The sequence below is a fragment of the Gammaproteobacteria bacterium genome, assembly GCA_009838035.1.
Classification (GTDB): domain Bacteria; phylum Pseudomonadota; class Gammaproteobacteria; order Steroidobacterales; family Foliamicaceae; genus Foliamicus.
The window spans coordinates 62,157-85,725 of record VXSK01000028.1; the positions used below are offsets into that span (position 1 = coordinate 62,157).

The following is a 23,569-nucleotide window of genomic DNA, read 5'->3' on the forward strand; positions in this document are numbered from 1 at the left end:
ACGGCCTGCTGGATACCGCGCTTCGCCTGCTGGCCAGGCGCGAGCATTCAATGCGGGAATTGCGTGCCAAATTGAGATTAAGGGGCCACGAGGCCTCGGCGATCGAGGCCGTACTGGAGGAACTGGCGGGGCGCAATCTGGTCAGCGACGAACGTTTCGCCGAGGCTTTTCTGCGCTCCCGGCTGGAGCGCGGGCAGGGCCCCCTCAAGATTCGCGCGCAACTGAAGGAGCGGGGCGTGGATGCGCCATTGGTCGACGCGGTCCTGAAAGAAGCGGAAGTCGATTGGGACCTGCGCGCCGCGGCCGCGCGCAGCCGCCGCTTTGGTGAACCGCCACCCGGGAATCGGGAGGACATGGCGCGCCAGGCGAGATTCCTGCGGGGGCGCGGGTTTTCCGAGGGGCAGGTGGCGCGCGCCGTACTGAACGAAACCGTGCGATGAAGACTGCCGAGATACGCACTTCCTTCGTGGAGTTCTTTACCGGGCGCGACCACCGGCATCTGCCCGGTTCGCCGCTGGTGCCGCACAATGATCCCACGCTGCTGTTCACCAATGCCGGGATGGTGCAATTCAAGGACATCTTCCTCGGCCGCGAGCAGCCGCCGCACCCGAGGGCCGTGACCGTGCAGCGCTGCCTGAGGGCCGGGGGCAAGCACAACGACCTGGAAAATGTCGGTTACACCTCTCGCCACCACACTTTTTTCGAGATGCTGGGCAATTTCAGCTTCGGCGACTACTTCAAGCGGGAGGCCGTCCGCCTGGCCTGGGAATTCGTCACCGGGGACCTGGGCCTGCCGCCCGAGAAGCTTCTCGTTACCGTCTACGAGGACGATGACGAGGCGGCGCATTGCTGGCGCGAGGAGGCCGGGATCGATGATTCGCGGATCATTCGGCTGGGCGGTTCCGGCAATTTCTGGTCGATGGGCGATACCGGTCCCTGCGGCCCCTGCTCGGAGATCTTCTACGACCACGGACCGGACGTGGCCGGCGGCCCGCCGGGCAGCGCCGAGGAGGAAGGCGACCGCTTCGTGGAAATCTGGAACCTCGTGTTCATGCAGTCCGACCGCGACGCCGAAGGTCATCTCACCGACCTGCCGAAGCCGTCGGTGGATACCGGCATGGGGCTGGAGCGCACGGCCGCCGTGTTGCAGGGCGTCGGCAGCAACTACGAAATCGACCTGTTCCGCGACCTGATCGCCGCCGCCGCCGAAATCACGGGCACGGATGATCATGGATCCAACGCGCTGAAAGTCATTGCCGATCATGCCCGCGCCGCGGCCTTTCTCGTGGGCGACGGCGTTTTTCCGTCCAATGAGGGCCGCGGTTACGTACTGCGCCGCATCATTCGGCGCGCGCTGCGCCACGGTCACGATCTGGGCGTCAGCGATGCCTTCCTTTACCGGATGCTGGGACCCATCGAAGAGGCGATGGGCGCGGCCTTTCCGGAACTGGCGGAATCGCGCGAGCTGGCCGAGCGGGTGCTGCGTTCCGAGGAAGAGCGGTTCGCGGCGACCCTGGAGCAGGGAATGCGCTACCTGAACCGGACTCTGGAGGACGTGCGCGACGGGGTGATTCCGGGCGAAAAGGCCTTCGTCCTGTACGACACCTATGGTTTCCCCGTGGACCTCACCGCCGATATCGCGCGCGGGCGCGGCCTTGCCGTGGACATGCCCGGTTACGATGCCGCGATGGCCCGGCAACGCGAGCGATCCCGCAGCTCTTCCGGCATGAGCGCGCAGCAAAACGATCCGTCCGGGGGCGAGGGCGTCTCGCCCTCAATTTTCCCCGAGAGCGAGTTTACGGGGTACGAGCGCCTGGAGAATTCCGCCCGCGTGATCGGGATCCGTATTGACGGGAAGGAAGCGGAGCAGGTGGGCGGGGGCGCGAATGCGGCGATCGTGCTGGACCGCACGCCGTTCTATGCCGAAAGCGGCGGGCAGGTAGGCGACACGGGAGTACTGGCCGGACCGGGACTGCGCTTTGAGGTCCAGGACACGCAGCAGACATCGGCAGGACGCGCGCACATCGGCGTGATTGCCGAGGGGACGCTGAGCGTGGGCGACGAGGTGACCGCCACGGTGGACTCCGGGCGCCGCCGGGACATCGTTCTGAACCATTCGGCCACGCACCTGATGAACGCGGCGCTGCGCAATGTGCTGGGGAAGCACGTGGCGCAGAAGGGCTCCCTGGTGGCGCCGGGCCGCCTGCGTTTCGATTTCTCGCATTTCGAAGCGGTGTCGCCGGAAGACCTGGAGCGCATCGAGGACGAAGTCAACGAGCAGATTCGCGCCAACGAGCCGGCCGTGACCACCGAGATGCCGATGGATGAGGCGATCGAGGCCGGCGCCTTGTCGATGGCCGGCGAAGACTATGCCGAAAAGGTCCGGGTGCTGAAGCTGGGCGATTACTCCATGGAACTGTGCGGCGGTACGCATGTGGGCCGTACCGGCGACATCGGACTGTTCGCCATCGTGTCGGAATCCTCCGTCGCCGCGGGCGTGCGCCGCATCGAGGCGCTCACGGGTGCGGGGGCCTTCGAGTGGGTGCGCAACCTGCGTCACCGGATGGGCCGTTTGGCGGGACTGCTCAAGGGCGGCGCCGACGATTCGGAAGAAAAACTGAGGGCGCTGATGAAGCGCGCCCGGGAACTCGAAAAGAACCTCGCGCAGGCGCGGGCGCGCCTGGCCGAGGGCGGTGGCGCGGCGTCCGTGCCGGTCAGGAAAATTTCCGGCATTAGTCTCGTGGCCATGCAACTCGATGGCGACGCCGACATGGAAACGATGCGCAACGCGGTGGACCGCTACCGGGATCGATACGAGCCGGCAGTGGTGGTTCTCGGCACTCGCGATGGCGGCAAGGCGCGGATCGTCGCCGGTGTGAGCAAGGGCGTCCAGGATAGCGTGCCGGCGCGCGATCTGGCTCGGGCCGTCGCGGAACGATTGGGCGGCAAGGGAGGCGGACGGGCCGACTTTGCGCAAGGCGGCGGGCCAGACGGCGAGGAACTCGAGCGGGCGCTCGAAGGCGTGCCGGAATGGCTGGAGGAACGCCTCGGCGAAACCGCCGGCTAGCGCCCGCGGGCTTTCCGCGCAATACAATGGGGTCGTTTCGGCCCGGATCGAATGATATGAGCCTGTTGCGGGATCAGCCCAGCTTCACGCTGGGCGTCGAGGAGGAATACCTCCTGGTGGACGCGGAAACACTCGAGTTGGCGGTGGACCCGCCGGCCGGATTCATGCCGGCCTGCCAGGAACAGGTCACGGGGCAGGTCGTCAACGAACTCATGCGGGCCCAGGTGGAGACCGCCACCAAGGTATGCGCGGACGTGGCGGAAGTGCGCCGGGAACTGACCCGGCAGCGGCGGGAAATCAATGCGGTGGCCGAGCAGTTCGGGATGCGGATCATCGCCGCTTCCACGCATCCCTCGGCGCTGTGGCGCGACCAGAAGCAGACCCCGTCGCAGCGCTATGTGGCGCTGCAGAAGGAGATGCAGGCCACCGCCAGGCGCATGCTGATTTGCGGGATGCACGTGCACGTGGGCATCGAGGACAAGGACCTGCGCGTGGACCTGATGAACCAGTTCCGCTATTTCCTGCCGCATCTGCTCGCACTCAGCAGCTCCTCGCCGTTCTGGGAGGGTGACGACACCGGCCTGAGCAGCTTTCGGCTGACCATTTTCTCCGGCTTGCCGCGCACCGGCCTGCCGGAAGAGTTCAACGGCTGGAGCGATTACGAGCGCCACATCGAGACCCTGGTGCAGGCCAATGTCATCGAGGATTCCTCGATGATCTGGTGGGACGTACGGCCCAGCGCGCGCTTTCCGACGCTGGAGACGCGCATTTTCGACCTCTGCACTTTCGTGGAGGACACGGTATGCATGACGGCCTTTACCGTCTGCCTGATCCGCATGCTGTGGCGCCTGCGGGTAAGCAACAGCCGCTGGCGCAGCTACAACCTGTTGCTGCTGGAGGAAAACCGCTGGCGGGCGATGCGTTACGGGCCGACCGACAGCCTGCTGGACTTCGGCAGGGGCGAGATGGTGCCGTTTTCCGACTTGCTGGACGAGCTGATCACGATGGTTCGCCAGGACGCGGAGTTCTTTGATTGCAAGCAGGAAATCGAACACGCGCGCACGATTCTCGAGCGCGGCACCAGCGCCAGCCTGCAACTGGCCGCCTATCGCCGGGCCCTGGATGAAGGCGCCAGCGAACAGGAAGCGCTGCGCGAGGTCGTGCGCTTCCTGGTCGAGGCCACGATGGATGGCTGCTGATACGTCGTCGTTTCCCGCCGCCTGCCGGGTTTCGGTGGCGCCCATGATGCAGCGCACCGACCGGCACTGCCGCTATTTCCACCGGCTGCTCGCGCCGGGGGCTGGCCTGTACACGGAGATGGTGCATGCGCAGGCCGTCATCCATTCCACCGACGGTCGCTTCCTGAGCCATCATCCCGCCGAGCGGCCCCTTGCTCTGCAACTCGGAGGCAGCGAACCCGAAACGCTGGCGGAAGCGACGGCGCTTGCCACGCAGGCGGACTTTGACGAGATCAATCTGAACGTGGGCTGTCCCAGTTCCCGCGTCAAAGCCGGCCGTTTCGGCGCCTGCCTGATGCATGAACCGGAACGCGTGGCGGATTGCGTGCGCGCGATGCGCGGGCGGGCCGGGGGCCGGCCCGTCACGGTCAAGACTCGCATCGGCACCAATCACCGGCAGGAGTTTTCGCATCTTCTGGCGTTCGCGCGGGCGATGCAGGAAGCGGGAGTCGCTGCCCTGATCGTGCACGCCCGCATCGCCGTGCTTGAGGGCCTGTCACCCAAAGAGAATCGCAACGTGCCGCCCTTGCGCTACGAGTTTGTTTACCGGCTGAAGCAGGCCATGCCGGACCTGCCCATCGTCATCAATGGCGGTGTGTGCGCCAGCAGCGAGATTGCGTCGCACCTGCAATGCGTCGACGGCGTGATGCTTGGCCGCGCCGCCTACTCCAATCCCTGGCTCCTCACCGCGCTGCCCGGCGCGCCGCGGCAGCGGAGGACCCGGGTTCAGGTCGTTACGGCCATGGTGGAATACGCCCGGCGCGAGGAGCAGACCGGAGTGAGGCTCGGTGCCATCACGCGTCACATGGCCGGCCTTTATTCGGGCAAACCCGGCGCCGGCGACTGGCGGCGTACCCTGGCGCGGCATGCGTCGGCGCCCGCGGGCGAGGCACGCGTACTGCTTGACTGCGTTCCCGATCGCTTGCGCTACGCCGCCTGAGGCGGCCGGGAAAGTGGGACGCTGGCCTAGCCCAGGGCGGCGGCTACGCGGGCGCGTTCGGCGGAGAGTTCGGCGGGTACGCGGTCGCCGTATTGGGCGAGGTACTCGGCGATTTTCCTCATTTCCTCGCGCCAGCCTGCCGTGTCCACGTCGAGCAGATCGTCCATGGCCTCGGGAGCGATATCGAGCCCCTGAAGGTTGAGGTCCTCGCGCCGCGGCAGATTGCCCACCGGCGTTGCGCGCGCATCGGCCCGTCCCTTGCGCCGCTCAAGAATCCACTGGAGCACACGCAGGTTCTCGCCGAATCCGGGCCAGAGGTACTCGCCCGCCTCGTTCTGCCGGAACCAGTTGACGTGATATATCCCGGGTAGCCTGTCGCTGCGGCCGCTGAAACTCAGCCAGTGCTTCCAGTAGTCGGCGAAGTTGTAGCCGCAAAACGGCTTCATGGCCATCGGGTCGCGCCGCAGTCCGTTGTCGGAGTCGCTGGATGCGGCCGTGGATTCCGAAGCCATGGCGGCGCCCATCAGCACGCCGTGGCGCCAGTCGCGCGCCTCCATGACCAGCGGCGCCAGCCTCGCCCGGCGCCCGCCGAAGATCAACGCGGATAGGGGCACGCCCGCCGCGTGTTCGGCCATGGGCGAATAGCTGGGATTGCATTGCGCCGAGACGGTGAAGCGGGAGTTGGGGTGCGCGGCCTTTTCACCGCTCTTGATCGGTTCTCCCTTCCAGTTCAGCACCGGGACGCCGAACTTGCGGCCTTCCCACCACGGCTCCTTTTCGCTGCTCAGCCCCACATTGGTGAAGATCGCGTCCCGCTGGAGCATCTCGAAGGCGTTGTTGTTGGTGTCGCGGTTGGTGCCGGGTACCACGCCGAAATAGCCGGCTTCCGGGTTGATGGCGCGCATCACGCCGTCGTCGTCGAGATGCAGCCAGGCGATGTCGTCGCCGACGGTCCGGACCTGCCATCCGGGAAATTGCTTCGGCGGAATCAGCATCGCCAGGTTGGTCTTGCCGCAGGCCGAGGGAAAGGCAGCCGCGACATAGTGCTTCTCGCCCGCCGGATTCTCGATCTCCACGATGAGCATGTGCTCCGCCAGCCAGCCTTCCTGGCGCGCCTGCCAGCTTGCGATGCGCAGGGCGTGACATTTCTTGCCCAGCAGCGCATTGCCGCCATAGCCGGAACCGTAGCTTCGGATGCTCAGTTCCTCCGGGAAATGCATGATGTAGCGCCGCTCGGGATCGAGTTCGCCGATCGAGTGCATCCCCTTCACGAATTTGCCCTCGCGTTCGATTCGATCAAGCGCCTGTGCGCCCATGCGTGTCATCAGGTACATGTTCACCGCGACGTAGGCGCTGTCGGTGACCTCGATCCCGCAACGCGCATACGGCGAGTTGATCGGTCCCATACAGTAGGGAATCACGTACATCGTGCGCCCCTGCATGCAGTCCTCGAACAGCCCGTCCAGCATCCGGTGCGCCTCGTTCGGGGCCATCCATTTGTTGTTGGGGCCTGCGTCCTCGCGATCCGCAGTGCAGATAAAGGTGAGGTTCTCTACCCGGGCCACGTCGGAAGGATCGGAGCGATGCAGATAGCAATCCTCGAACTGCCCGTCGTTTATGGGGATCAGCCCGCCATCGCGCACCAACTGCGCTACGAGCGCATCGTATTCTTCCCGGGAGCCGTCGCACCAGTGAACGCGGTCGGGCCGCGTAAGGCGAGCAACCTCCTCCACCCACTGACGGGCGCTGGAAGCAGTATTGGGAATCACTCCGGTTATGTAACCGTTCGGCGCGTGAAGAGCGCAAGAATATACGATTTACGCCTCCGGGTGGGCGCCTATGGCGATAATGGCAGTTTCCCCAAAGAGTGTCCGCCCCCACCGGGACAGTGTCAAACCAGTGAAGAACGCCTTGTACTTTTGCTCCGAATGCGGGGCGGAGAGCCTCAAGTGGCAGGGGCAATGCGGGGCCTGCGGCGCGTGGAACACGCTGCGCGAGGCGCCCGCCGCACCCGCACGCTCGGGAGGGAAATCCCGCAAACCCGCCGCTGCCGAGGTGGTGCGACTGAACGAAGTGGCCGCGCAGCCGGGCCAGCGCATGCCCACGGGACTGGCCGAGTTCGACCGGGTCCTGGGCGGCGGCCTGGTGAAGGGTTCGGTCGTGCTGCTCGGTGGCGATCCCGGGATCGGCAAGTCCACCATTCTTCTGCAGGTGGCGGGCGGCAATCCGGCGAGCGCGCAAACGCTCTACGTAAGCGGCGAGGAGTCACTGGAGCAGCTTTCCCTGCGTTCGCGGCGGCTCGGACTTGCCGACGCCGGCGTGCGCGCCATCGCCGAGACATCGCTGGATGCCGTGCTTGCGGCGGTCGAGGCGGAACGGCCTGCATGGCTGATCATCGATTCCGTGCAGACCCTGAGCCTGAACGACGTCAATTCCACGCCCGGCTCGCCGGTGCAACTGCGCGAATGCACGGCCGCGCTGGTGCGGCTGGCCAAGACCCGCGGAATCGCCGTTACCCTGGTGGGGCATGTGACCAAGGAGGGCCAGATCGCCGGACCCCGCATGCTGGAGCACATGGTGGACGTGGTGCTGTATTTCGAAAGCGAGTCCGGGAGCCGGTTCCGCGTGCTGCGGTCGGTCAAGAACCGCTTCGGCGCGGTCAACGAACTGGGCGTGTTCGTCATGGACTCCGCGGGGCTGAAGCAGGTGCGCAATCCCTCGGCGATCTTCCTGACCGGCCGGCAGCAAGGTGCGCCTGGAAGCGCAGTTACGGCAAGTCACGAAGGCACCCGGCCGATGCTGCTGGAAGTCCAGGCGCTGGTATCGGACGCCGGCGCCGGCATGGCCCGCCGCGTCAGCCCCGGCATGGATCACAATCGCCTGGCCATGCTGATGGCCGTGCTGGCGCGGCATTCCGGCGTGGCGGCCTACGAGCGCGACGTATTCGTGAACTATGTCGGCGGCCTGCGTATCGGCGAAACGGCCGCGGACCTGGCGGTTGCCGCGGCAATATGGTCCAGCGTTCGCGACCAGCCCCTGCCCGACGGTTTGGTGCTGTTCGGCGAACTGGGGCTGTCGGGCGAAGTCCGGCCTGCGCCGTACGGGGAAGAACGACTGCGTGAAGCCGCCAAGCTGGGTTTCAAGCGGGCCCTGATTCCTTCGGCCAATCGGCCGCGCGAGCCGATACAAGGCATGAAAGTTACAGGCGTCAATCGTCTCGGCGAGGCGCTGGACGTCCTCGGACGCACCTCGTGACCGGTTTCGACGCGGTCGCGGGCCGGTGATGGACTGGCTCGAGGACTTCATTGCAAGGCACAGGCTGCCGTCGGACTATGCCGAGGCCGTCGGCATGGTCGTTGTTCCGCTTGCCAAGCGCCTCTGCGACTCTCATCGGCTCAACGGGCAACCGCTGATTGTCGGCATCAGCGGGGCGCAGGGTTCGGGCAAGACTACGCTGGCGTTGGTTCTGAGTGACTGGCTGGAGCGAGAGTTGGGTCTGGCAACGGCGTGCCTGTCGCTTGATGGTTTGTACCTGCGCAAGGCCGAGCGACGGGAATTGTCCCGAAACGTGCACTCGCTGCTCGAAACGCGCGGTGTTCCGGGCACCCACGACGTTGCGCGGGCGGAGGATCTGCTCGATTCGCTTATCGACACGGATCATGAACGGACCGTTGCCTTGCCGGTGTTCGACAAGGCGCTCGATGATCGTGCGCCAGCCAGCCAATGGCCGGTAGTCAACGCACCGGTCGATGTCGTCCTGTTCGAGGGCTGGTGTGTGGGAGTGCGGCCACAACCGCCGGGGGCACTCGACGAACCCGTGAACGCGCTGGAAGCCGAAAGGGACCGCTCGGGACGATGGCGCCTTTACGTCAACGAACGCCTGCGGACCGATTACGCCAGCCTGTACGGGAGGCTCGACTTGCTGGTCATGCTGCGCGTCCCGAACTTCGAAAAAGTCCTCGAATGGCGCCGGCTGCAGGAAAAGAAGCTCCGTCACCGCCTTCGCGGCGAGTCCCGCATACGGGCAAAGCCGCCGGGGATGTCAGACGGGGAGATTGCGCATTTCGTCCAGCATTACGAGCGGCTGACGCGCCATATGCTGAAAACGATGCCGGATTACGCGGACGCGGTGATCGACGTCGACGAGAGCCACCGCATGACCGGGATCAGCTGGCGGGAACGGTCACCCCGGCGGGACTAGATAGGGTCGCGAATGAAAGTAGGTTGGTCGCGGGTGGAGCGCTCGGGATCGTAGCGGTAGCCGGCCTCGGAGAATTCCAGCAGGCCCTTGGCGAAGCGCATGCGCCGCTCGATGATGAAGCGCGCCATCATGCCGCGCGCCCGCTTGCCGAGGAAACTCACGAAACGGTACTTGCCGCTGCGGAAGTCGAGGAAACGCGGGGAGATGACCCGACCGCCCACGTTCGAAAGATCCACCGCGCTGAAGTACTCCTTGGACGCCAGGTTGACCAGCACCGGCGTGCCGCTGGCTTCCACCGCTTCCCGGACGGAATCCGTCAGGCGGTCGCCCCAGAAGTCGTAGAGGTTGGAACCGGCAGCCGTGCTCAAAGGCGTGGACATCTCCAGGCGGTACGGCTGGATCAGGTCCAGCGGGCGCAGCACACCGTGCAGACCGGAAAGAATGCGCAGGTGGCGCTGCGCCCAGCCAAGATCGCGTCCCGAAAACTCCCAGGCGCGCAGGCCCTGGTAGGCGTCGCCGTTGAAAGCCAGGACCGCCGGGCGGGCGTTCCTTCGGCTGAACGGCTGCTTCCAGGCCGAGTAGCGATCGACGTTCAGTTCCGCCAGCTTGTCGCTGATGCCCATCATGTGCGAGAGCCCTGGGGCCTTGAACTCGCGCAAGCGCTCCACCAGGCTGGCGGAATCTTCAAGGAAATCCGGGATGGTGTGTCGGCCGCGCGGCAGGCGCGACTCAAAATCGAGTGACTTGGCGGGGGACAGGATGGCGAGCATTTCTAGATTCCGGTTTGTGTGGCGGATGTCGGGGGATCGGCCGGCACCGTGGCCTGCATGACGCGCACGCGATCAACGGCGTTTTCGGACGTTTCCAGCACTTCCATCGGAAAACCGCCCAGTTCCAGACATTGTCCCTGTTGCGGAATATTACCCAATTTGTCCAGGATCAGGCCGTTGAGCGTCTTGGGGCCATAGGTCGGCAGGCGCCAGCTCATGCGGCGGTTCAGCAGCCGTATGTTGGCGCCGGCGTCCACCAGCCAGCCGCCGTTGCCGTCCGGCTGAACCTCGTTCTCATCCGCTTCCTGCGAACTGTCGCCGATAAGGCCGCCGGAAATTTCGTGCAGCAGGTCCTGCACGCTCACAAGGCCCTGGATGTCGCCGTACTCGTCCACGACCAGGGAGCTTGCGCCGCCGCCGCGGCGAAAGTCGGAGAACATTCGGGTAAGCGAGGTGTGCTCGAACACGTAGTGCGGCGTTTCGAGGAAATTCTCGAGACGGCGGCGATTCAGGCCGTTGGAGCCGTTGGCCTGAAACAGCTTGCGCACGTGCAGCATGCCCGCCACGTTGTCCAGTTGCCCGCGGTAGCACGGGAGTACGGAGTGGCTGCTGGCCCGAAGCTGTCGCACGACCTCCGGCCATTCCTCTTTCAGGTCAATGCCCTCGATCTCGCCGCGCGGCGTCATGATGTCCTCGATGGTCAGCGCTTCAAGTTCCAGCACGGCCAGCAGCATCTGCCGGCGGCGGTTGGGAATGCGGCCGCCGGACTCGGTAACCAGCGTGCGGAGTTCCGCCACGGTGAGTTCCTGCCCCTCGTCCCTGTCCGGGCGCGTTCCGGTCAGGCGCACCAGGAACCCGGCTATCAGGTTGACGGACCAGACGATCGGCCCCAGCAGCTTCTGCAGCGGGTGGTAGATGCGGCTGGCCACGAGCGCCAGTCTTTCCGGCCGCGCCGCCGCCCATGTTTTCGGCGTGATCTCGGCGAAGACCAGCACGATCAGCGTCAGCAGTATCGTTCCGGCCAACGCACCCATCATGCCGAAGACACGCAGGAAAAGCAGCGTCCAGATGAACGCGGCGAAGAAGTTCACCAGGTTGTTGCCGAACAGGATCAGCCCGAGCAGCCGGTCGGGCCGGGTCAACAGCCGTTCCGCAAGCTGCGCGCCGCGATGCCCTTCGCGGGCGCGATGCCTGAGCTTGTACCGATTGACCCGCATAAGCGCGGTCTCGGTGCCGGAGAAAAAGGCCGACAGGGCCAGCAACAGAAAGAAGATGCCCAGCAGGGCAGGTAGTGGGATGTCGTCGCTACTCAAAACGAGTTACGAGGTAGCCAAACACGCCGGCTAGGAGAACATGAGCGGGCGGCCGATGTCAAGTATTCATGCCGGGAGAGCGGGCGTCCCGCCCTCGTCGCAAGTGCGTCGGGGGCTGTGATATGTTCGGCAAGGATTTGACGCTCCGATGTCTGTCAACAGGGGGCGATTGGGGGAGACTATGATTACGCGGCGCAATGTGCTGAAGACCGGGATCGGCGCGGCGGGAGCTGCCGGCGCTGCTGCGGCGCTCGCGGCCCCGGCGCCCGCAGCGGCGGCGGAACTCAGGCCCAACAATCTTGCCGAGCGCGTCAAGCGTGTGCGCGCGGGGCCGCTGATGAACCTGGAGCAGGCCTACCGGGTGATGGAAGAGGAACAACTCGACGGCCTGGTGCTGGCCGAGCCGATCAATGTCTTCCATCTCACCGGCCACTGGGGGTCGCTGGCGAAGATGGGCTACCCGGCGCCAGCATATGCGCTGCTTTCGAAGGACCAGCGTCAGGCGCCCGGCCTGGTGATGGCTCAGTTCATCTACTACTACACGTACGCCGACGGCTATTTCGACTTTCCGCTGCAGACATGGCTGTTTTCCGGGTGGGACCGGCGCCTGCAGAACGACGACAGTAGCGGACAGCCGGGTGGGGAGCCTCCGGCGAACCCGGCCTATATCTTCGAGGACAAGGGCGAGGTCGATCTGCGCGAGATTGAAGTGCGCCGGCGCAGCACGCTGCACGCTGCCCTGTCGGAACACAAGCTCAGCGCGGATGCGCGATGGGCGCTGGTCAATGCTGTCAAGGGCATGGGTCTGGACCGCGGCCGGATCGGCGTGGATCACGTGGTCGTAAACGCGATATTCGAGACCGCGGGACTGGATGCCGTTCCGGTTTACGCGGACCGGTCCCTGAGGCGCATCCGGGCGATCAAGTCGCCGCGCGAAATTGAATTGATGACCTTCTCGGCACAGGCCAATGCCGAGGCCGCTCTTGTGGCGGCCCGGGCGGCCCGCGCCGGTGCCACCTACCAGGAACTACGGGCCGCGTTCTTTTCCGAGGCCGCAAAGCGCGGCAACCTGGGCGTGTTCATGCAGGTGGATACGATCGGCGCGGAAACCGGCGACGGCGAGTTTCACGAAGGACAGGCGTTTCAGATCGATTGCGTCAGCCACGGTTTTCACTACCACGGCGATTACGGTCGCACCGTCTTCCTGGGCGAACCCTCACGTTCCATGAAGCAAGCCACGGACGCGATCGCGCTGGGTTGGGACGCGATCATGGAAGCGCTGCGTCCCGGATTGCGCTATTCCGAGATCCGCCCCATCGGAATGGAAGCGATCAGGAAGGCCGGCCACGACCTGGATGTGGCGTTCACGCCGCACAGCGTGGGCCTGATGCACACCGACGATCCCGGGCGGGCCGACAGCCCGTTCTACGTCAAGGAAGACGTGGTGCTGGCGGAAAACATGATCATCAGCATTGACTGCCCGGTGCGCAACGTGGGCCTGGGCGGTTCCGCCCACCTGGAAGACCTGACGCTGATCACCGCCGATGGCGGCGTTCAGATCAACGACATCGGCGACCGCGTGATCGTCGTTTGAGCACTGCCTGGCGATTGCCGTCGTGCTTTGCTGGCCGCCATCCGTCTCAGGGATGATCTCCGTAGTGGAAGCGGAGCCGCCAGGATGTCAGGGAACCGGTATCGTCGGGCGCCAGATCCACGACGTTGATTTTCCATTCTCCGTTCGGGTTCTCTCCGTAGAACGCGTTGCTCAGCAATCGCCACTCGAATAGCCCCGGAAACTGGTTCAGCAGAACATTGAAGGGTGGATTCACGATACTCTCGGTGCCGCCCGGTGAAGTGATCGTTACGCCCAGATCGGCGCTGTAGCTGTGGTCCACGCTGATTTCGAGAGTGACGGCCTCGATGTTCGCCCAATCGGGTAGTTCGCTCACGGTGAGCGTGTCCGTAACGCCGCCGCCCGCTTCATCCGGAATGGGCAGCGGCTGGTCGCCGCTGTCCGGCGGGAACCAGCGGGTTTCCTCGAACGTCCCCAGACCGTCGGGCGTGTAGTCGGCCGCCAGGGCCACGGCGTCATCAAGCGCGATCGCTCCGAACCCGTACCAGTTGTGGTAGTGATAGCCGGCGGCATTCTCCTGCCAGGCATGCTGGGCGACGTACGGCTGGCCCTTGAAGGCGGCCCGGACTTCCGCCCGGCCCGGATCGATTCTTCGGGCCGTGGTTGCGAGAATGTGCTTGACGTCCCGCCAGGTCAAACCCGGATTCACTCCCAGCATCGCCGCGATCGCGCCGGCCGCGGAGGGCGCAGCGGATGACGTGCCGCCGAAATTAGCCATGTAGTCACCGTTCGGATTAAGCGTCCGGTTGTCGCCCAAAGGATCCTCGGAGGAGTTGAATCCCGCCTCGCTGCCCTGCTGATCGGCCGTGATCATGGCGGGGTGCTCGGCGCCGTCCTCGCCGCCGGGCGCAACGACCCACAGATTGGCGCCCGCGTTCGAATAAGACGACTTCCTGTCCGCGGCGTTGAAGGCGCCGACATTGATCAGGTAAGGAAGATTTTGATCGGGATCGGCGTTGCTGGCAAAACATCCGATTTCCGCATTGAGCGGATGCGGCGCGCCGCAAAAGCTGAACTCGTTGCCCGCCGCCTTGACATAAAGCGCCCCCCGGCCGGACCGAAGCTCGCTTGTTCCCATTTTCACGAGCCGCTCAAAATCCTCGTCGGAATTCGAAGGCGAATCCGATCCGAAGCTCATGTTGAAGATGTCCGCGCCGGCCGAATCGGGTTGGTTGTCGCTCGCCCCGAGGCTTCGCAGCAAGGCCGGTCCCAAATCCAGCACATTGGCCGTTGCGGGATTGAACCCCCGGATGCTTATCTCCGGCGCCACCCCGCGGCCGCCCAGGCCGTTATTGGCCACGGCTGCCGCAACGCCCGCGACGCCCGTTCCATGATCGCCGTGTATGTTCACGTTGAACGGATCGGTGGGCGACGCGCCTGAGCTCTGTTCCCATCCGAAGTGATACGACTTGCCTGCCTCGACGTTGGCCATCAGGTCGGGATGGCAGATTTCCAGTCCGGAGTCCACCACGGCCAGCTTGACCCCGGCGCCATTCCAACCGTTCGCAATCGCTTCGGTCATTCCCAGATCGGCGCCGGGGACGCCCGGATTTCGCGAGAATGCTCTCTGTCCGGTGTTTTGCAAGTGCCATTGTTCCGCGAACAATGGATCCGGCCCCACCCCGTCAACGGTTTGCGCGTCGCCCCCGCACCGCGTCACAACCTTGCCTTGCGCATCCGTCGCAAACGAGAAAAATCCCGCTTCGCCGCCTTCCGGCACGACCGCGTCCGGGTACACCCGGATGTAGTAGTGTCCGTTCGGCGCCAGGCGGTCCAGCGGCAATCGAAACTCGTAGGGTTGAAGAAAAACCGGAATTTCCGGATCGAACGGCGGAATATCCAGGGCGCCGACAGGGTTGCCGCCGCCGGCAAAGTTCCTGTCGCTTGACCACTCCGCGATCAGGCGGGAAGACGACTCGCCCGCGTCCAGGAGCAGTACCACGAAATCAAACGACGTCTCCGTGACGGCGAAACTGAAGGGGAGGATGCCCGGCTCGAAGCTTGACTCGTCAGGAGTCTTGTCGATTTGCGCCGCCTCTCCGTCGACGACCGTAATCGTGATACTGGACGCCGATCCGGGTTGGGCGGTTCCCCTGATGGTCCCGAGGCTGATCGTGATAGTTTCGTCTCCTTCCGATTCAAAGTCCCGAAAAACATCCACAGTCATACTGCCGCCAGCAGCCGCTGGGGGCACGACGATGGAGTCGGAACTGGCCACGTAATCGTAGTCCCGGGTGGCCGTGCCCGAGAGGAGGAGCGGTACGACCAGACCGCGGTGCTCCCTGGAATTCACTCCAACGGTAACCGTAACCTTCCGGTTGTCGGCTTCGGGGATTTCGGCCGGCGACGGCGCCACCAGCGATACGACTACCTGCGGATCGGATCCGCCGCCCCCGCACGCGCCGAGAAGGAGGCAGGCGGCAAGCGCACCGATCCGGAATGCCGATCCAGCCGGGTCAGGTACTCCAGCAGGAACAGCCGGCCGCGCTATCGCCACTTGATTCTCGGCCCGGAGAGCCGGATGGTCGCCTTGTGCCGGCCGGGACCTCCCGCCAGTTTGGCTATGGCGTCGAGAGGATGGACGGCTTCCGGCAGGTAGATGATCGCAAAGCCGAGTTTCCCGAAGAAATCGGCTTCTTCGGCGCCGAGGACAGTCTTGGCGGACTCCAGTTGACGCTCGCTTGAGAGCTCGACGCGAATGCTGGGAAGCAAGCGCGCAAAGGATCGACGCGAGGGATCGAATGCGATCCGGGAGAATGGGCCCTGCAATGCAGTAGCTGCCCGGTAGGTCTCGCCTGCGCAATGCACCACATGCACCCTGAGGGAACGCGTCTCGTACGAGGATCCGGTGACCATGCACGCTTGCGACTGCACATACCCGGATGCCGTGGAAGACGGCAGCAAGACAACTTCCCGGTTTTGCGCAATAACAGCCTGAAAACCAGGGGGTACGTCCGCTTGCGCTTCCGAGGGAATGCCTGCGGCGACCGCGAGCAGGCACCAGGACAGGAGAAGTGGCGCCGACAGTCGTGATCGGGCGGTCATTTTTCCCCTGAGTCTGCGAGGGGGGCATCCTGCCCCCCTGTCAAGGAGTCTTTTCCGCTGGGGACTAGAAGTCCCAGACGGCTCTCAGGTAGTAGTAACCGCCGTTGTACCCAAAGGGCGAGGTGTCCGGCCAGATGAGCCCGGAAGTATTGGACCGCTCCTCGGGATACTCGTCGAGAATGTTCTCCGCGCCCACGATCAAACGCACGGCGTCATTGAACTGGTAGCCGACCTCGACGTCCACGACGGTGCTCGCGTCCACGTCGAAGTAATTGCTGCCGTCATCGAGCGTGAACTCTTCGTAGCCGCCGTAGTAGCGCACGCGGGCCAGCAGGTCCCAGCGGTCCTGCGAGTGACTGAAGGAAAGCGTAAAGCGGTTGGAGGGCGTATTCCCCTCCAGTTGGGTGACCCGCTTGTCGTTGATCACGTCCGGGTCGCGCTCGTCCACCGTGGTATCGGTCCAGTTGGCCGCCAGGCTCAGATTCGTCTCGCCCATGCCGAAGTCCAGGGGATAGGTGGCGACCAGGTCGATGCCCTGGGTGGTAGTGGTGAAGTTGTTGGTGTAGAACCGCACTGCGGTAAAGGCCTGGGCATCGGCCACTCCCGCGGCCAGCAGCTGTTGAATATTGGCTGCTGAAAGGATTTTCTCCGAGCTTCTTGCGATCCTGTCCTCGACCTCGATGTTGAAATAGTCCACCGTGATGTCGAGCGCGTCCAGCTGGATGACCGCGCCCACGGTGAGGTTCACGGCTTCTTCCGGCGTGAGCGGCTGAGCGCCCACGATGGCGGCCGCCGGGTGGGTGGGCGGCAAGGTGGCCTCATCGGCGAGCATGCCGCCGGTAAATGCCGTGGTCACGTTCAGGATGTTCGCCTGGCCCACCGTCGGCGCGCGGAACCCGGTGCTGGCCGCCGCGCGCAGGGAGACCGTTTCGCTTACGTCAAGACGCCCCGCCACCTTGCCGTCGAAGGTGTTGCCGATATCGGCATGGTCCTCGTAGCGGCCGGCCACCTGGAACGTGAACGTGTCGGTAACTTCGACTTCCACGTCCCCATAGGCGGCGTAGCTGTTGCGGCCGAACTCGCCGGCCAGCCGCGGCCCGAAACCGGTGAACCCGTTGGACCCGATTCCGAAGCCCTGCTGGGCCAGCCCTCCGGGGCTGTCGTCGAGGAACCAGGAGTTCTCGTCGCCGCTTTCCACCTTGAATTTCTCCCGGCGGTGCTCTACGCCCATCGCGATATGCGCGGGCAGATCGCCGATCGTCATGTCCCTGGTGACGTCGAAGTTAACCGTGTAGTCGGTTTGCGTGTACGAGCCCGGGAAGTAATTGATCGGGATTTCCGTCCGCTGGCCGTGCGGCAGCTTGGCCAGCAGTTGCGGGTTGATGGTGTGGCGCATCGTGAAGTCGACATCGTTCACGCCGAACACGGCGCTGGCGTCGAACGACCAGTCGCCGATCAAGTCGCCTCGAACCCCGAATGCCGCGGAGTAGTCGGTCAGAATGCCGCCGAACCTTGGAACGAAGCCGCCGGGAAACGCCGAAATGAAGGAGAAGCAATCGGGGTCGGCCTCAACCGCGGCAATGTCGCCGGGATTGGCCACATTGTTCATGATGCGAATGGGCGGGCATGCGTGGTCGTCCAGAATCCCTCCGGGGGACAGGTCGGCGACCTTCACGGTGTCGTACGTTACGCCGTCAATCGTGACTTCGGGACCGGCGAAGACGCCGCTGCGGGTGTGCGGATTACGGAAGTAGAACCCGCCTTCCATCTTGCGCTTGGCGAAGTTTCCGAACGCGTAGGCCTCGCGCCCGCCACCGAGATCGAGCCCGAGATTGGCGAACATCTTGTAGTCGTACTCGAATTCCGGCGCGCCCCACACCATGACGTTGGGATGGAACACATGCGGATAGTTCGGATCCGGGATGTACGGGTTGCCTGCGTCCACCAGGCCCTGGGCGTCGGTGCGCTGCACCGAGCGGTCGGTGGGGTCGGACTGCTTGTACTCGAAGCTGAAATTCGCGAATCCGTTGGAGGTGAGCGGAAGCCCGAAGTTGGCCGCGACGTTTACGGCGTCGCCATCGCCTTCGAAGTAGGTTCCGTATTTCGCGGTGATCGTGCTCCCTTCGGCGTCGTCCCTGAGCGTGAAGTTGATCACGCCCGCGATGGCGTCCGAACCGTATTGCGACGCCGCTCCGTCGCGCAGGACTTCGACGCTCTTGATCGCAATGGCCGGGATCGCGGAGAGATCGGGACCCTGCGAGCCGTCGGCCACGCCGTTGCCGAGAAAGGTGATGACCGCGGCGCGATGGCGGCGCTTGCGATTGACCAGCGCGAGGGTCGAATCGGGAGGCAGGCCGCGTAGCCGCGCCGGCCGGATCAGCGTGGCCGCGTCGTTGATGGCCTGCTGATCCACGTTGTAGGAAGGCACCAGGGCCGAAAGCAGGGCGTCCATGTCGGTCGGTCCCTGACTGCCGAGATCGTCGCCGCCGATGTAATCGACCGGCACCAGCGAATCCGTCGCCGACCGTCCTTCGCGGCGGCGCGTTCCCAGCACCACGATTTCGTCAATCGCGCCGGAGGCAGCCTCTGCTGCCTCCTCCTGGGCCGTGGCCGGAGCCGTTGCAAGGACGCCGACGAGCGGCAGGGAAAGGGCGAAGGAAAGTACTGAAAGACGTTTCATTAGTTTGTACCCCCGGTAAGAAACAATGTATCAGAACAACGCGTAATGGTACACCATGGCTTTGCGCCGTGATTGCTGTATTCTTTTGGCCGTTTCCGGCGCGGGACAGGGGCGCAGGCCATGAAGCAAAGGGGCGGTTGGACCGTAGCGATATTGATGGCGGGATTATTTGCAGGCGCCGCCGGCGCTGATACCGAAGAGGACCTGCGGGTACTTGCACGGACCATCCACGAGCGGGTGATCGCCATCGATACCCACGTGGACATCCCGCCGGATTTCGGCACGGAGGCTTACGATCCGGCGCGGGCCAAGCCGCCCGGCCAGCAGGTGGACCTGCCGGGCATGGAGCAGGGCGGGCTGGATGCGGCGTTCTTCATCGTTTTCGTGATGCAGCGCGAGCGCAGCGAGGCCGGCTACGCCCGCGCGATCGCCGACGCCTTCGTCAAGTACGCGGCCATCCGCAGGATGACCGACGTCGACCACTCCGAACGCATCGGGCTGGCGCTTACCGCCGCGGACGTCCGCCGCATACACGCCGAAGGCCGCCGCGTGGCGCTGATCGGCATCGAGAATGGCTTTTCAATAGGCCGCCACGTGAACCTGCTCGATGTCCACTACGCGTCCGGGGCGCGTTACCTGGGCCTGGTGCACAACGGCCACAACGACATCGGCGATTCCGCCGTCCCCAACCTGGCGCTGGGCGAGCCCAGGTCGGAACATGGCGGACTGAGCGAGTTCGGCCGCGCGGTGATCCGGCGCGCCAACGAACTGGGGATCATGGTGGACATATCCCATGCCTCGGAGGCCACGGCGATGGATGCGATCGAAGCGTCCGAGGCGCCGGTGATCGCCTCGCACTCGGCCGCCAAGGGCGCCTTCGCGCATGCGCGCAACCTGAGCGACGAAGCGCTGCTGGCGATGCGGGACAACGGCGGCGTGGTGCAGATCGTGGCCTTCGATTCCTACCTGCGCGAGACTCCGCCGGAAAAGATCGAGGCCATGGGCGCGCTGTACCGGGACATGAGTCTAAGGAATGCCGGCGATTTCGCCCGCATGTCCACCGAACAGCGTGAAAACTACTACTCGCGCCTGAGTGAAATTACCCGCATGCCGCCCCGCGCGTCGGTGAAGCACCTCGCCGATCACATCGACTACGCGGTCGGGCTGATCGGGATCGACCATGTGGGGATTTCGTCCGATTTCAACGGCGGAGGGGGCATCGAGGGTTGGGACAACGCCGGCGAAACCCTCAACGTTACGGTGGAACTGGTGCGGCGCGGTTACTCCGAGGAGCAGATCGCCAGACTCTGGGGTGGCAACCTGCTCAGGGTGATGGAAGCGGTCGAGTCGGTCGCGGCGGGATTACAGGGGGAGTGATCCGCCTCCGCCGTTTTCGCCGTCCGGTTTCCTGAGCGTCTTGGGGTCGACGTCCTCCAGCATTCCATCGCTCAGGACCTGAACCTTCTGCTCGGCTTCCTTGAGCACCTGCTGGCAACGGCGCGTCAGCTCCACCCCTCGTTCGAACTGCCTGATCGCCTCGGCCAGGGGCAGGTCGCCCTTTTCCAGGTTGATGACGATCTGCTCCAGGTCCTTGAGCGCCTGCTCCAGGCCCTGGACGCCTTCGGTCGCTTTCTCGTCACTCATTCCGGCAAGCTCTCCATGGCCGCATTGTAGCCTCGCGGGGGGATTGCACTTCGATCCCGCCCCTTTGTGTGCCTTCCTCTCGTGGGAGGCGGCATCCCGGGGGCTCTAGCGCATGTTTTCCTCGGCTCGCTTCGCCAGCTCTTCCGGCGAAAGGGTTTCCTGGTGCGTCGCGATGCACCAGGTGTTGCCGGTCGGGTCCGTTACGACGGCGTTGCGGTCGCCGTAGAACATGTCCTGCGGCTCCTGAAAGGACTGTGCCCCCGCCTTGAGCGCCTGCGCGTAGCTGGCGTCGGTGTCCGGCACATAAATGTAGAGCATGCAGGGCAGCGCCGGGAAATCCTCCTGCGCCCTGCCCATCATTACGTACGAGTCGCCGATCAGGACCTCCGCGTGCCCCGTCTTGCCGTCCTGGTTGGGGACCCGCTCCTTTTCCTCGGCGCCGAATGCCGCCGTGAGGAAGTCCACGAGTTGGTCCACGTCTTCAACGACCATGTACGGCGTTACCGAACCGTAACCCTCCGGAATGTAATGCACAGCCATTAAGCCCTTCTCCTTTTCACATTTGCGCTTGTACGTTTGCCCGGTCAACGAGGGTACCGATTCCCACGAATTTCGACAACTCCCCAAGCCTCCGAGGCACGGGGGCCGGCAGTCCCGGAGCCCTGTTCTCCGCCCCTTCCCCCGCGGGGGCGTCGGGGGCAGGAAGCCCCCGCCGAGCGTCAGGACGACTTTATGCGTCCCCCGCGGGGGAAGGGGCGGAGAACAGGGCGCACCCGAAGAAAAAGGAGCGCAGAACCAGGCTCACCCGAAGAAAAAGGCGAACGATTGAGGCTAGAATATCGAGAGCGCGTGACGGTTTCGGAAGGGCGCGCGAACCTCGAAAAATTGCTATAGGAAAGATCAGATGACAACGAACCAGGACTGGTGGCCGAATCAGCTAAACCTGAAGGTACTTCGAGAAAATTCTCCCGCGTCCGATCCGATGGACGCGGGCTTCAGCTACGCCGAGGCGGTCAAGACCCTTGACGTGGATGCGCTGAAACAGGACATCGAAGAAGTGATGACCACCTCGCAGGACTGGTGGCCCGCCGACTACGGCCACTATGGACCCCTCTTCATCCGGATGACCTGGCATGCCGCAGGCACCTACCGCATCAGCGATGGTCGCGGCGGCGGCGGTTCGGGCCACCAACGCTTCGCGCCTCTGGGCAGCTGGCCCGACAACGCGAACCTGGACAAGGCCCGCCGCCTGCTGTGGCCGATCAAGCAGAAGTACGGCAACAAAATCTCGTGGGCCGACCTGCTGCTGTTCGCCGGCAACTGCGCCCTGGAGTCGATGGGCTTCAAGACCTTCGGTTTCGCCTTCGGGCGCCCGGACGTCTGGGAGGCCGACGAGACCGACTGGGGGGCCGAGAACGAGTGGCTTGCCGACGAGCGCCACAGCGAAGACGGAGAACTCGAGGAACGCCTGGGCGCCGACCACATGGGTCTGATCTACGTGAACCCGGAGGGGCCCGGCGGCAATCCGGATCCGCGCGCAGCCGCCCGGTACATTCGCACCACGTTCAAGCGCATGGCGATGAACGACGAGGAGACGATTGCACTTATTGCGGGCGGGCACACCTTCGGAAAAGCGCATGGCGCGGCCCCGGACAGCCACGTCGGCGCCGAACCGGAGGGCGCCGATATCGACGAGCAGGGCCTCGGTTGGACGAGCAGCTTCGGCAGCGGGAAAGGCGGCGATACGATCACCAGCGGCCTGGAAGGCGCGTGGACCGAAAACCCCGTGAAGTGGGACAACAACTTCATGGAGAACCTGCACCAGTACGAGTGGCAGTTGACGAAGAGCCCGGCCGGCGCATCGCAATACGAGCCCGAGAACGCTTCCGACGTGGCCACGGTGCCGGATGCGCACGATCCCTCGAAGAAGCACGCCCCCATGATGCTCACGACGGATCTCTCGTTGAGGATGGATCCGGACTACGCGCCGATTTCAAAGCGCTTCCTCGAGAACCCGGACGATCTCGCGGACGCCTTCGCCAAGGCCTGGTTCAAGCTGCTGCACCGTGACATGGGGCCCACCAGCCGGTATCTCGGACCGCTGGTTCCTACCGAGCCGCAGCTGTGGCAGGACCCGGTCCCCGACGTCGATCATGAGTTGATCGGGGAGCAGGATATCGCGGACCTGAAAGCCAGGGTTCTGGCCACGGGTTTGTCGGTTTCCCAGCTGGTCTCGACGGCCTGGGCCTCGGCGGCAACGTTCCGCGGCACCGACAAGCGCGGAGGGGCTAACGGAGCGCGCGTCCGCCTCGCGCCACAGAGGGACTGGGAAGTAAACGACCCGGCCGCGCTGGCGAGTGTGCTGCAGATCCTGGAACAGGTCCAGGCGGAGTTCAACGACTCGCAATCCGGCGGCAAGCGCGTCTCGATTGCCGACCTGATCGTGCTGGCCGGGTGTGCCGGCGTTGAACAGGCGGCAAGTAGCGCCGGACACGACGTCGAGGTCCCGTTCTCGCCCGGGCGCACCGACGCGTCCGAGGAGTGGACCGACGAGGAGTCGTTCGCCGTGCTCGAGCTCACCGCGGACGGGTTCCGCAACTATCTCCAGGGTGAGCACCAGGCGTCGGCCGAAGAGCTGCTGGTTGAACGGGCCTGCATGCTGACGCTGACCGCACCCGAAATGACGGCGCTCGTCGGCGGCATGCGTGTACTGAATGCGAATGCCGGGCAGTCGGAGCATGGCGTACTCACGGATCGCCCCGGTAGCCTGACCAATGACTACTTTGTGAATCTGCTCGACATGAACACCGAGTGGCAGGCGTCCTCCGCATCGGAAGACGTATTCGAGGGCCGCGACCGCACGACCGGAGATGCCAGGTGGACCGGCACCCGCGTGGACCTGGTCTTCGGTTCGAACTCGGAGCTCCGGGCCATCGCGGAAGTCTATGGCTTCGATGACGCAGAGGAGAAGTTCGTAAGCGACTTCGTGGCTGCCTGGACCAAGGTGATGAATCTCGATCGCTACGATCTTGCATGAT

At 64.7% G+C, this 23,569-nt stretch carries 16 protein-coding genes; 9 read left to right on the forward strand and 7 right to left on the reverse strand.

The features are described from left to right. Window positions 1–50 precede the first annotated feature (50 nt). From F4Y72_11320 to dusA, 4 genes are read left to right on the forward strand one after another with little or no spacing between them, the layout of a single operon-like run. Window positions 51–440, forward strand: a complete 390-nt coding sequence (locus F4Y72_11320; GenBank protein MXZ28874.1) for a regulatory protein RecX — start codon at window positions 51–53, stop codon at window positions 438–440. Then, the gene (gene alaS, locus F4Y72_11325; protein ID MXZ28875.1) at window positions 437–3,067 is read left to right on the forward strand and encodes an alanine--tRNA ligase; all 2,631 of its coding nucleotides are present in this window, start codon (window positions 437–439) and stop codon (window positions 3,065–3,067) included. Before F4Y72_11320 ends, alaS begins: the two co-directional genes overlap by 4 nt. Window positions 3,068–3,123: 56 nt before the next feature. Further along, entirely contained in the window at window positions 3,124–4,266 is a 1,143-nt protein-coding gene (locus F4Y72_11330; GenBank protein ID MXZ28876.1) for a carboxylate-amine ligase, read from the forward strand. Continuing rightward, window positions 4,256–5,245, forward strand: coding sequence for a tRNA dihydrouridine(20/20a) synthase DusA (gene dusA / locus F4Y72_11335; GenBank protein ID MXZ28877.1), 990 nt, complete (start codon window positions 4,256–4,258; stop codon window positions 5,243–5,245). The genes F4Y72_11330 and dusA overlap by 11 nt, the downstream gene beginning before the upstream one ends. A 26-nt stretch (window positions 5,246–5,271) precedes the next feature. On the opposite strand, the gene F4Y72_11340 is transcribed toward dusA, so the two are convergent. Next, window positions 5,272–7,011: a phosphoenolpyruvate carboxykinase (GTP) gene (locus tag F4Y72_11340; protein MXZ28878.1), complete on the reverse strand. Its 1,740-nt coding sequence runs from the start codon at window positions 7,009–7,011 to the stop codon at window positions 5,272–5,274. 82 nt (window positions 7,012–7,093) lie between these two features. Here F4Y72_11340 and radA point away from each other — a divergent pair, with 82 nt between their 5' ends. Next, the gene (gene radA / locus F4Y72_11345) at window positions 7,094–8,500 is read left to right on the forward strand and encodes a DNA repair protein RadA (GenBank protein ID MXZ28879.1); all 1,407 of its coding nucleotides are present in this window, start codon (window positions 7,094–7,096) and stop codon (window positions 8,498–8,500) included. Between the two features lie 28 nt (window positions 8,501–8,528). Next, window positions 8,529–9,446, forward strand: a complete 918-nt coding sequence (locus F4Y72_11350; GenBank protein MXZ28880.1) for a kinase — start codon at window positions 8,529–8,531, stop codon at window positions 9,444–9,446. Here F4Y72_11350 and yaaA read toward each other — a convergent pair. Both yaaA and F4Y72_11360 read right to left on the reverse strand, forming a co-directional pair. Continuing rightward, the gene (gene yaaA, locus F4Y72_11355) at window positions 9,443–10,216 is read right to left on the reverse strand and encodes a peroxide stress protein YaaA (GenBank protein MXZ28881.1); all 774 of its coding nucleotides are present in this window, start codon (window positions 10,214–10,216) and stop codon (window positions 9,443–9,445) included. The two genes, F4Y72_11350 and yaaA, sit on opposite strands and share 4 nt — an antisense overlap. A gap of 2 nt (window positions 10,217–10,218) precedes the next feature. Beyond that, window positions 10,219–11,529, reverse strand: a complete 1,311-nt coding sequence (locus F4Y72_11360; GenBank protein ID MXZ28882.1) for a DUF21 domain-containing protein — start codon at window positions 11,527–11,529, stop codon at window positions 10,219–10,221. A 181-nt stretch (window positions 11,530–11,710) separates the two neighbouring features. Here F4Y72_11360 and F4Y72_11365 point away from each other — a divergent pair, with 181 nt between their 5' ends. Next, window positions 11,711–13,123 carry a M24 family metallopeptidase gene (locus F4Y72_11365; GenBank protein ID MXZ28883.1) on the forward strand — a complete coding sequence of 471 codons (1,413 nt, stop codon included), beginning with the start codon at window positions 11,711–11,713 and terminating at the stop codon, window positions 13,121–13,123. A 46-nt stretch (window positions 13,124–13,169) separates the two neighbouring features. Here F4Y72_11365 and F4Y72_11370 read toward each other — a convergent pair whose 3' ends face one another. Both F4Y72_11370 and F4Y72_11375 read right to left on the reverse strand, forming a co-directional pair. Beyond that, window positions 13,170–16,235 (reverse strand): S8 family serine peptidase, encoded by a 3,066-nt coding sequence (locus F4Y72_11370; protein ID MXZ28884.1) that lies wholly within the window; start codon window positions 16,233–16,235, stop codon window positions 13,170–13,172. 36 nt (window positions 16,236–16,271) lie between these two features. Next, entirely contained in the window at window positions 16,272–18,887 is a 2,616-nt protein-coding gene (locus tag F4Y72_11375) for a TonB-dependent receptor (GenBank protein ID MXZ28885.1), read from the reverse strand. A 120-nt stretch (window positions 18,888–19,007) separates the two neighbouring features. Here F4Y72_11375 and F4Y72_11380 point away from each other — a divergent pair, with 120 nt between their 5' ends. Continuing rightward, window positions 19,008–20,264 carry a membrane dipeptidase gene (locus F4Y72_11380; protein ID MXZ28886.1) on the forward strand — a complete coding sequence of 419 codons (1,257 nt, stop codon included), beginning with the start codon at window positions 19,008–19,010 and terminating at the stop codon, window positions 20,262–20,264. Here F4Y72_11380 and F4Y72_11385 read toward each other — a convergent pair. Then, the gene (locus F4Y72_11385; GenBank protein ID MXZ28887.1) at window positions 20,250–20,531 is read right to left on the reverse strand and encodes an exodeoxyribonuclease VII small subunit; all 282 of its coding nucleotides are present in this window, start codon (window positions 20,529–20,531) and stop codon (window positions 20,250–20,252) included. The two genes, F4Y72_11380 and F4Y72_11385, sit on opposite strands and share 15 nt — an antisense overlap. 105 nt (window positions 20,532–20,636) lie before the next feature. Then, window positions 20,637–21,071: a VOC family protein gene (locus F4Y72_11390; protein ID MXZ28888.1), complete on the reverse strand. Its 435-nt coding sequence runs from the start codon at window positions 21,069–21,071 to the stop codon at window positions 20,637–20,639. 364 nt (window positions 21,072–21,435) lie between these two features. Between F4Y72_11390 and katG the strand changes: the two genes are divergently transcribed. After that, the gene (katG, locus tag F4Y72_11395) at window positions 21,436–23,568 is read left to right on the forward strand and encodes a catalase/peroxidase HPI (GenBank protein MXZ28889.1); all 2,133 of its coding nucleotides are present in this window, start codon (window positions 21,436–21,438) and stop codon (window positions 23,566–23,568) included. The last annotated feature ends 1 nt before the right edge of the window (window position 23,569 follow it).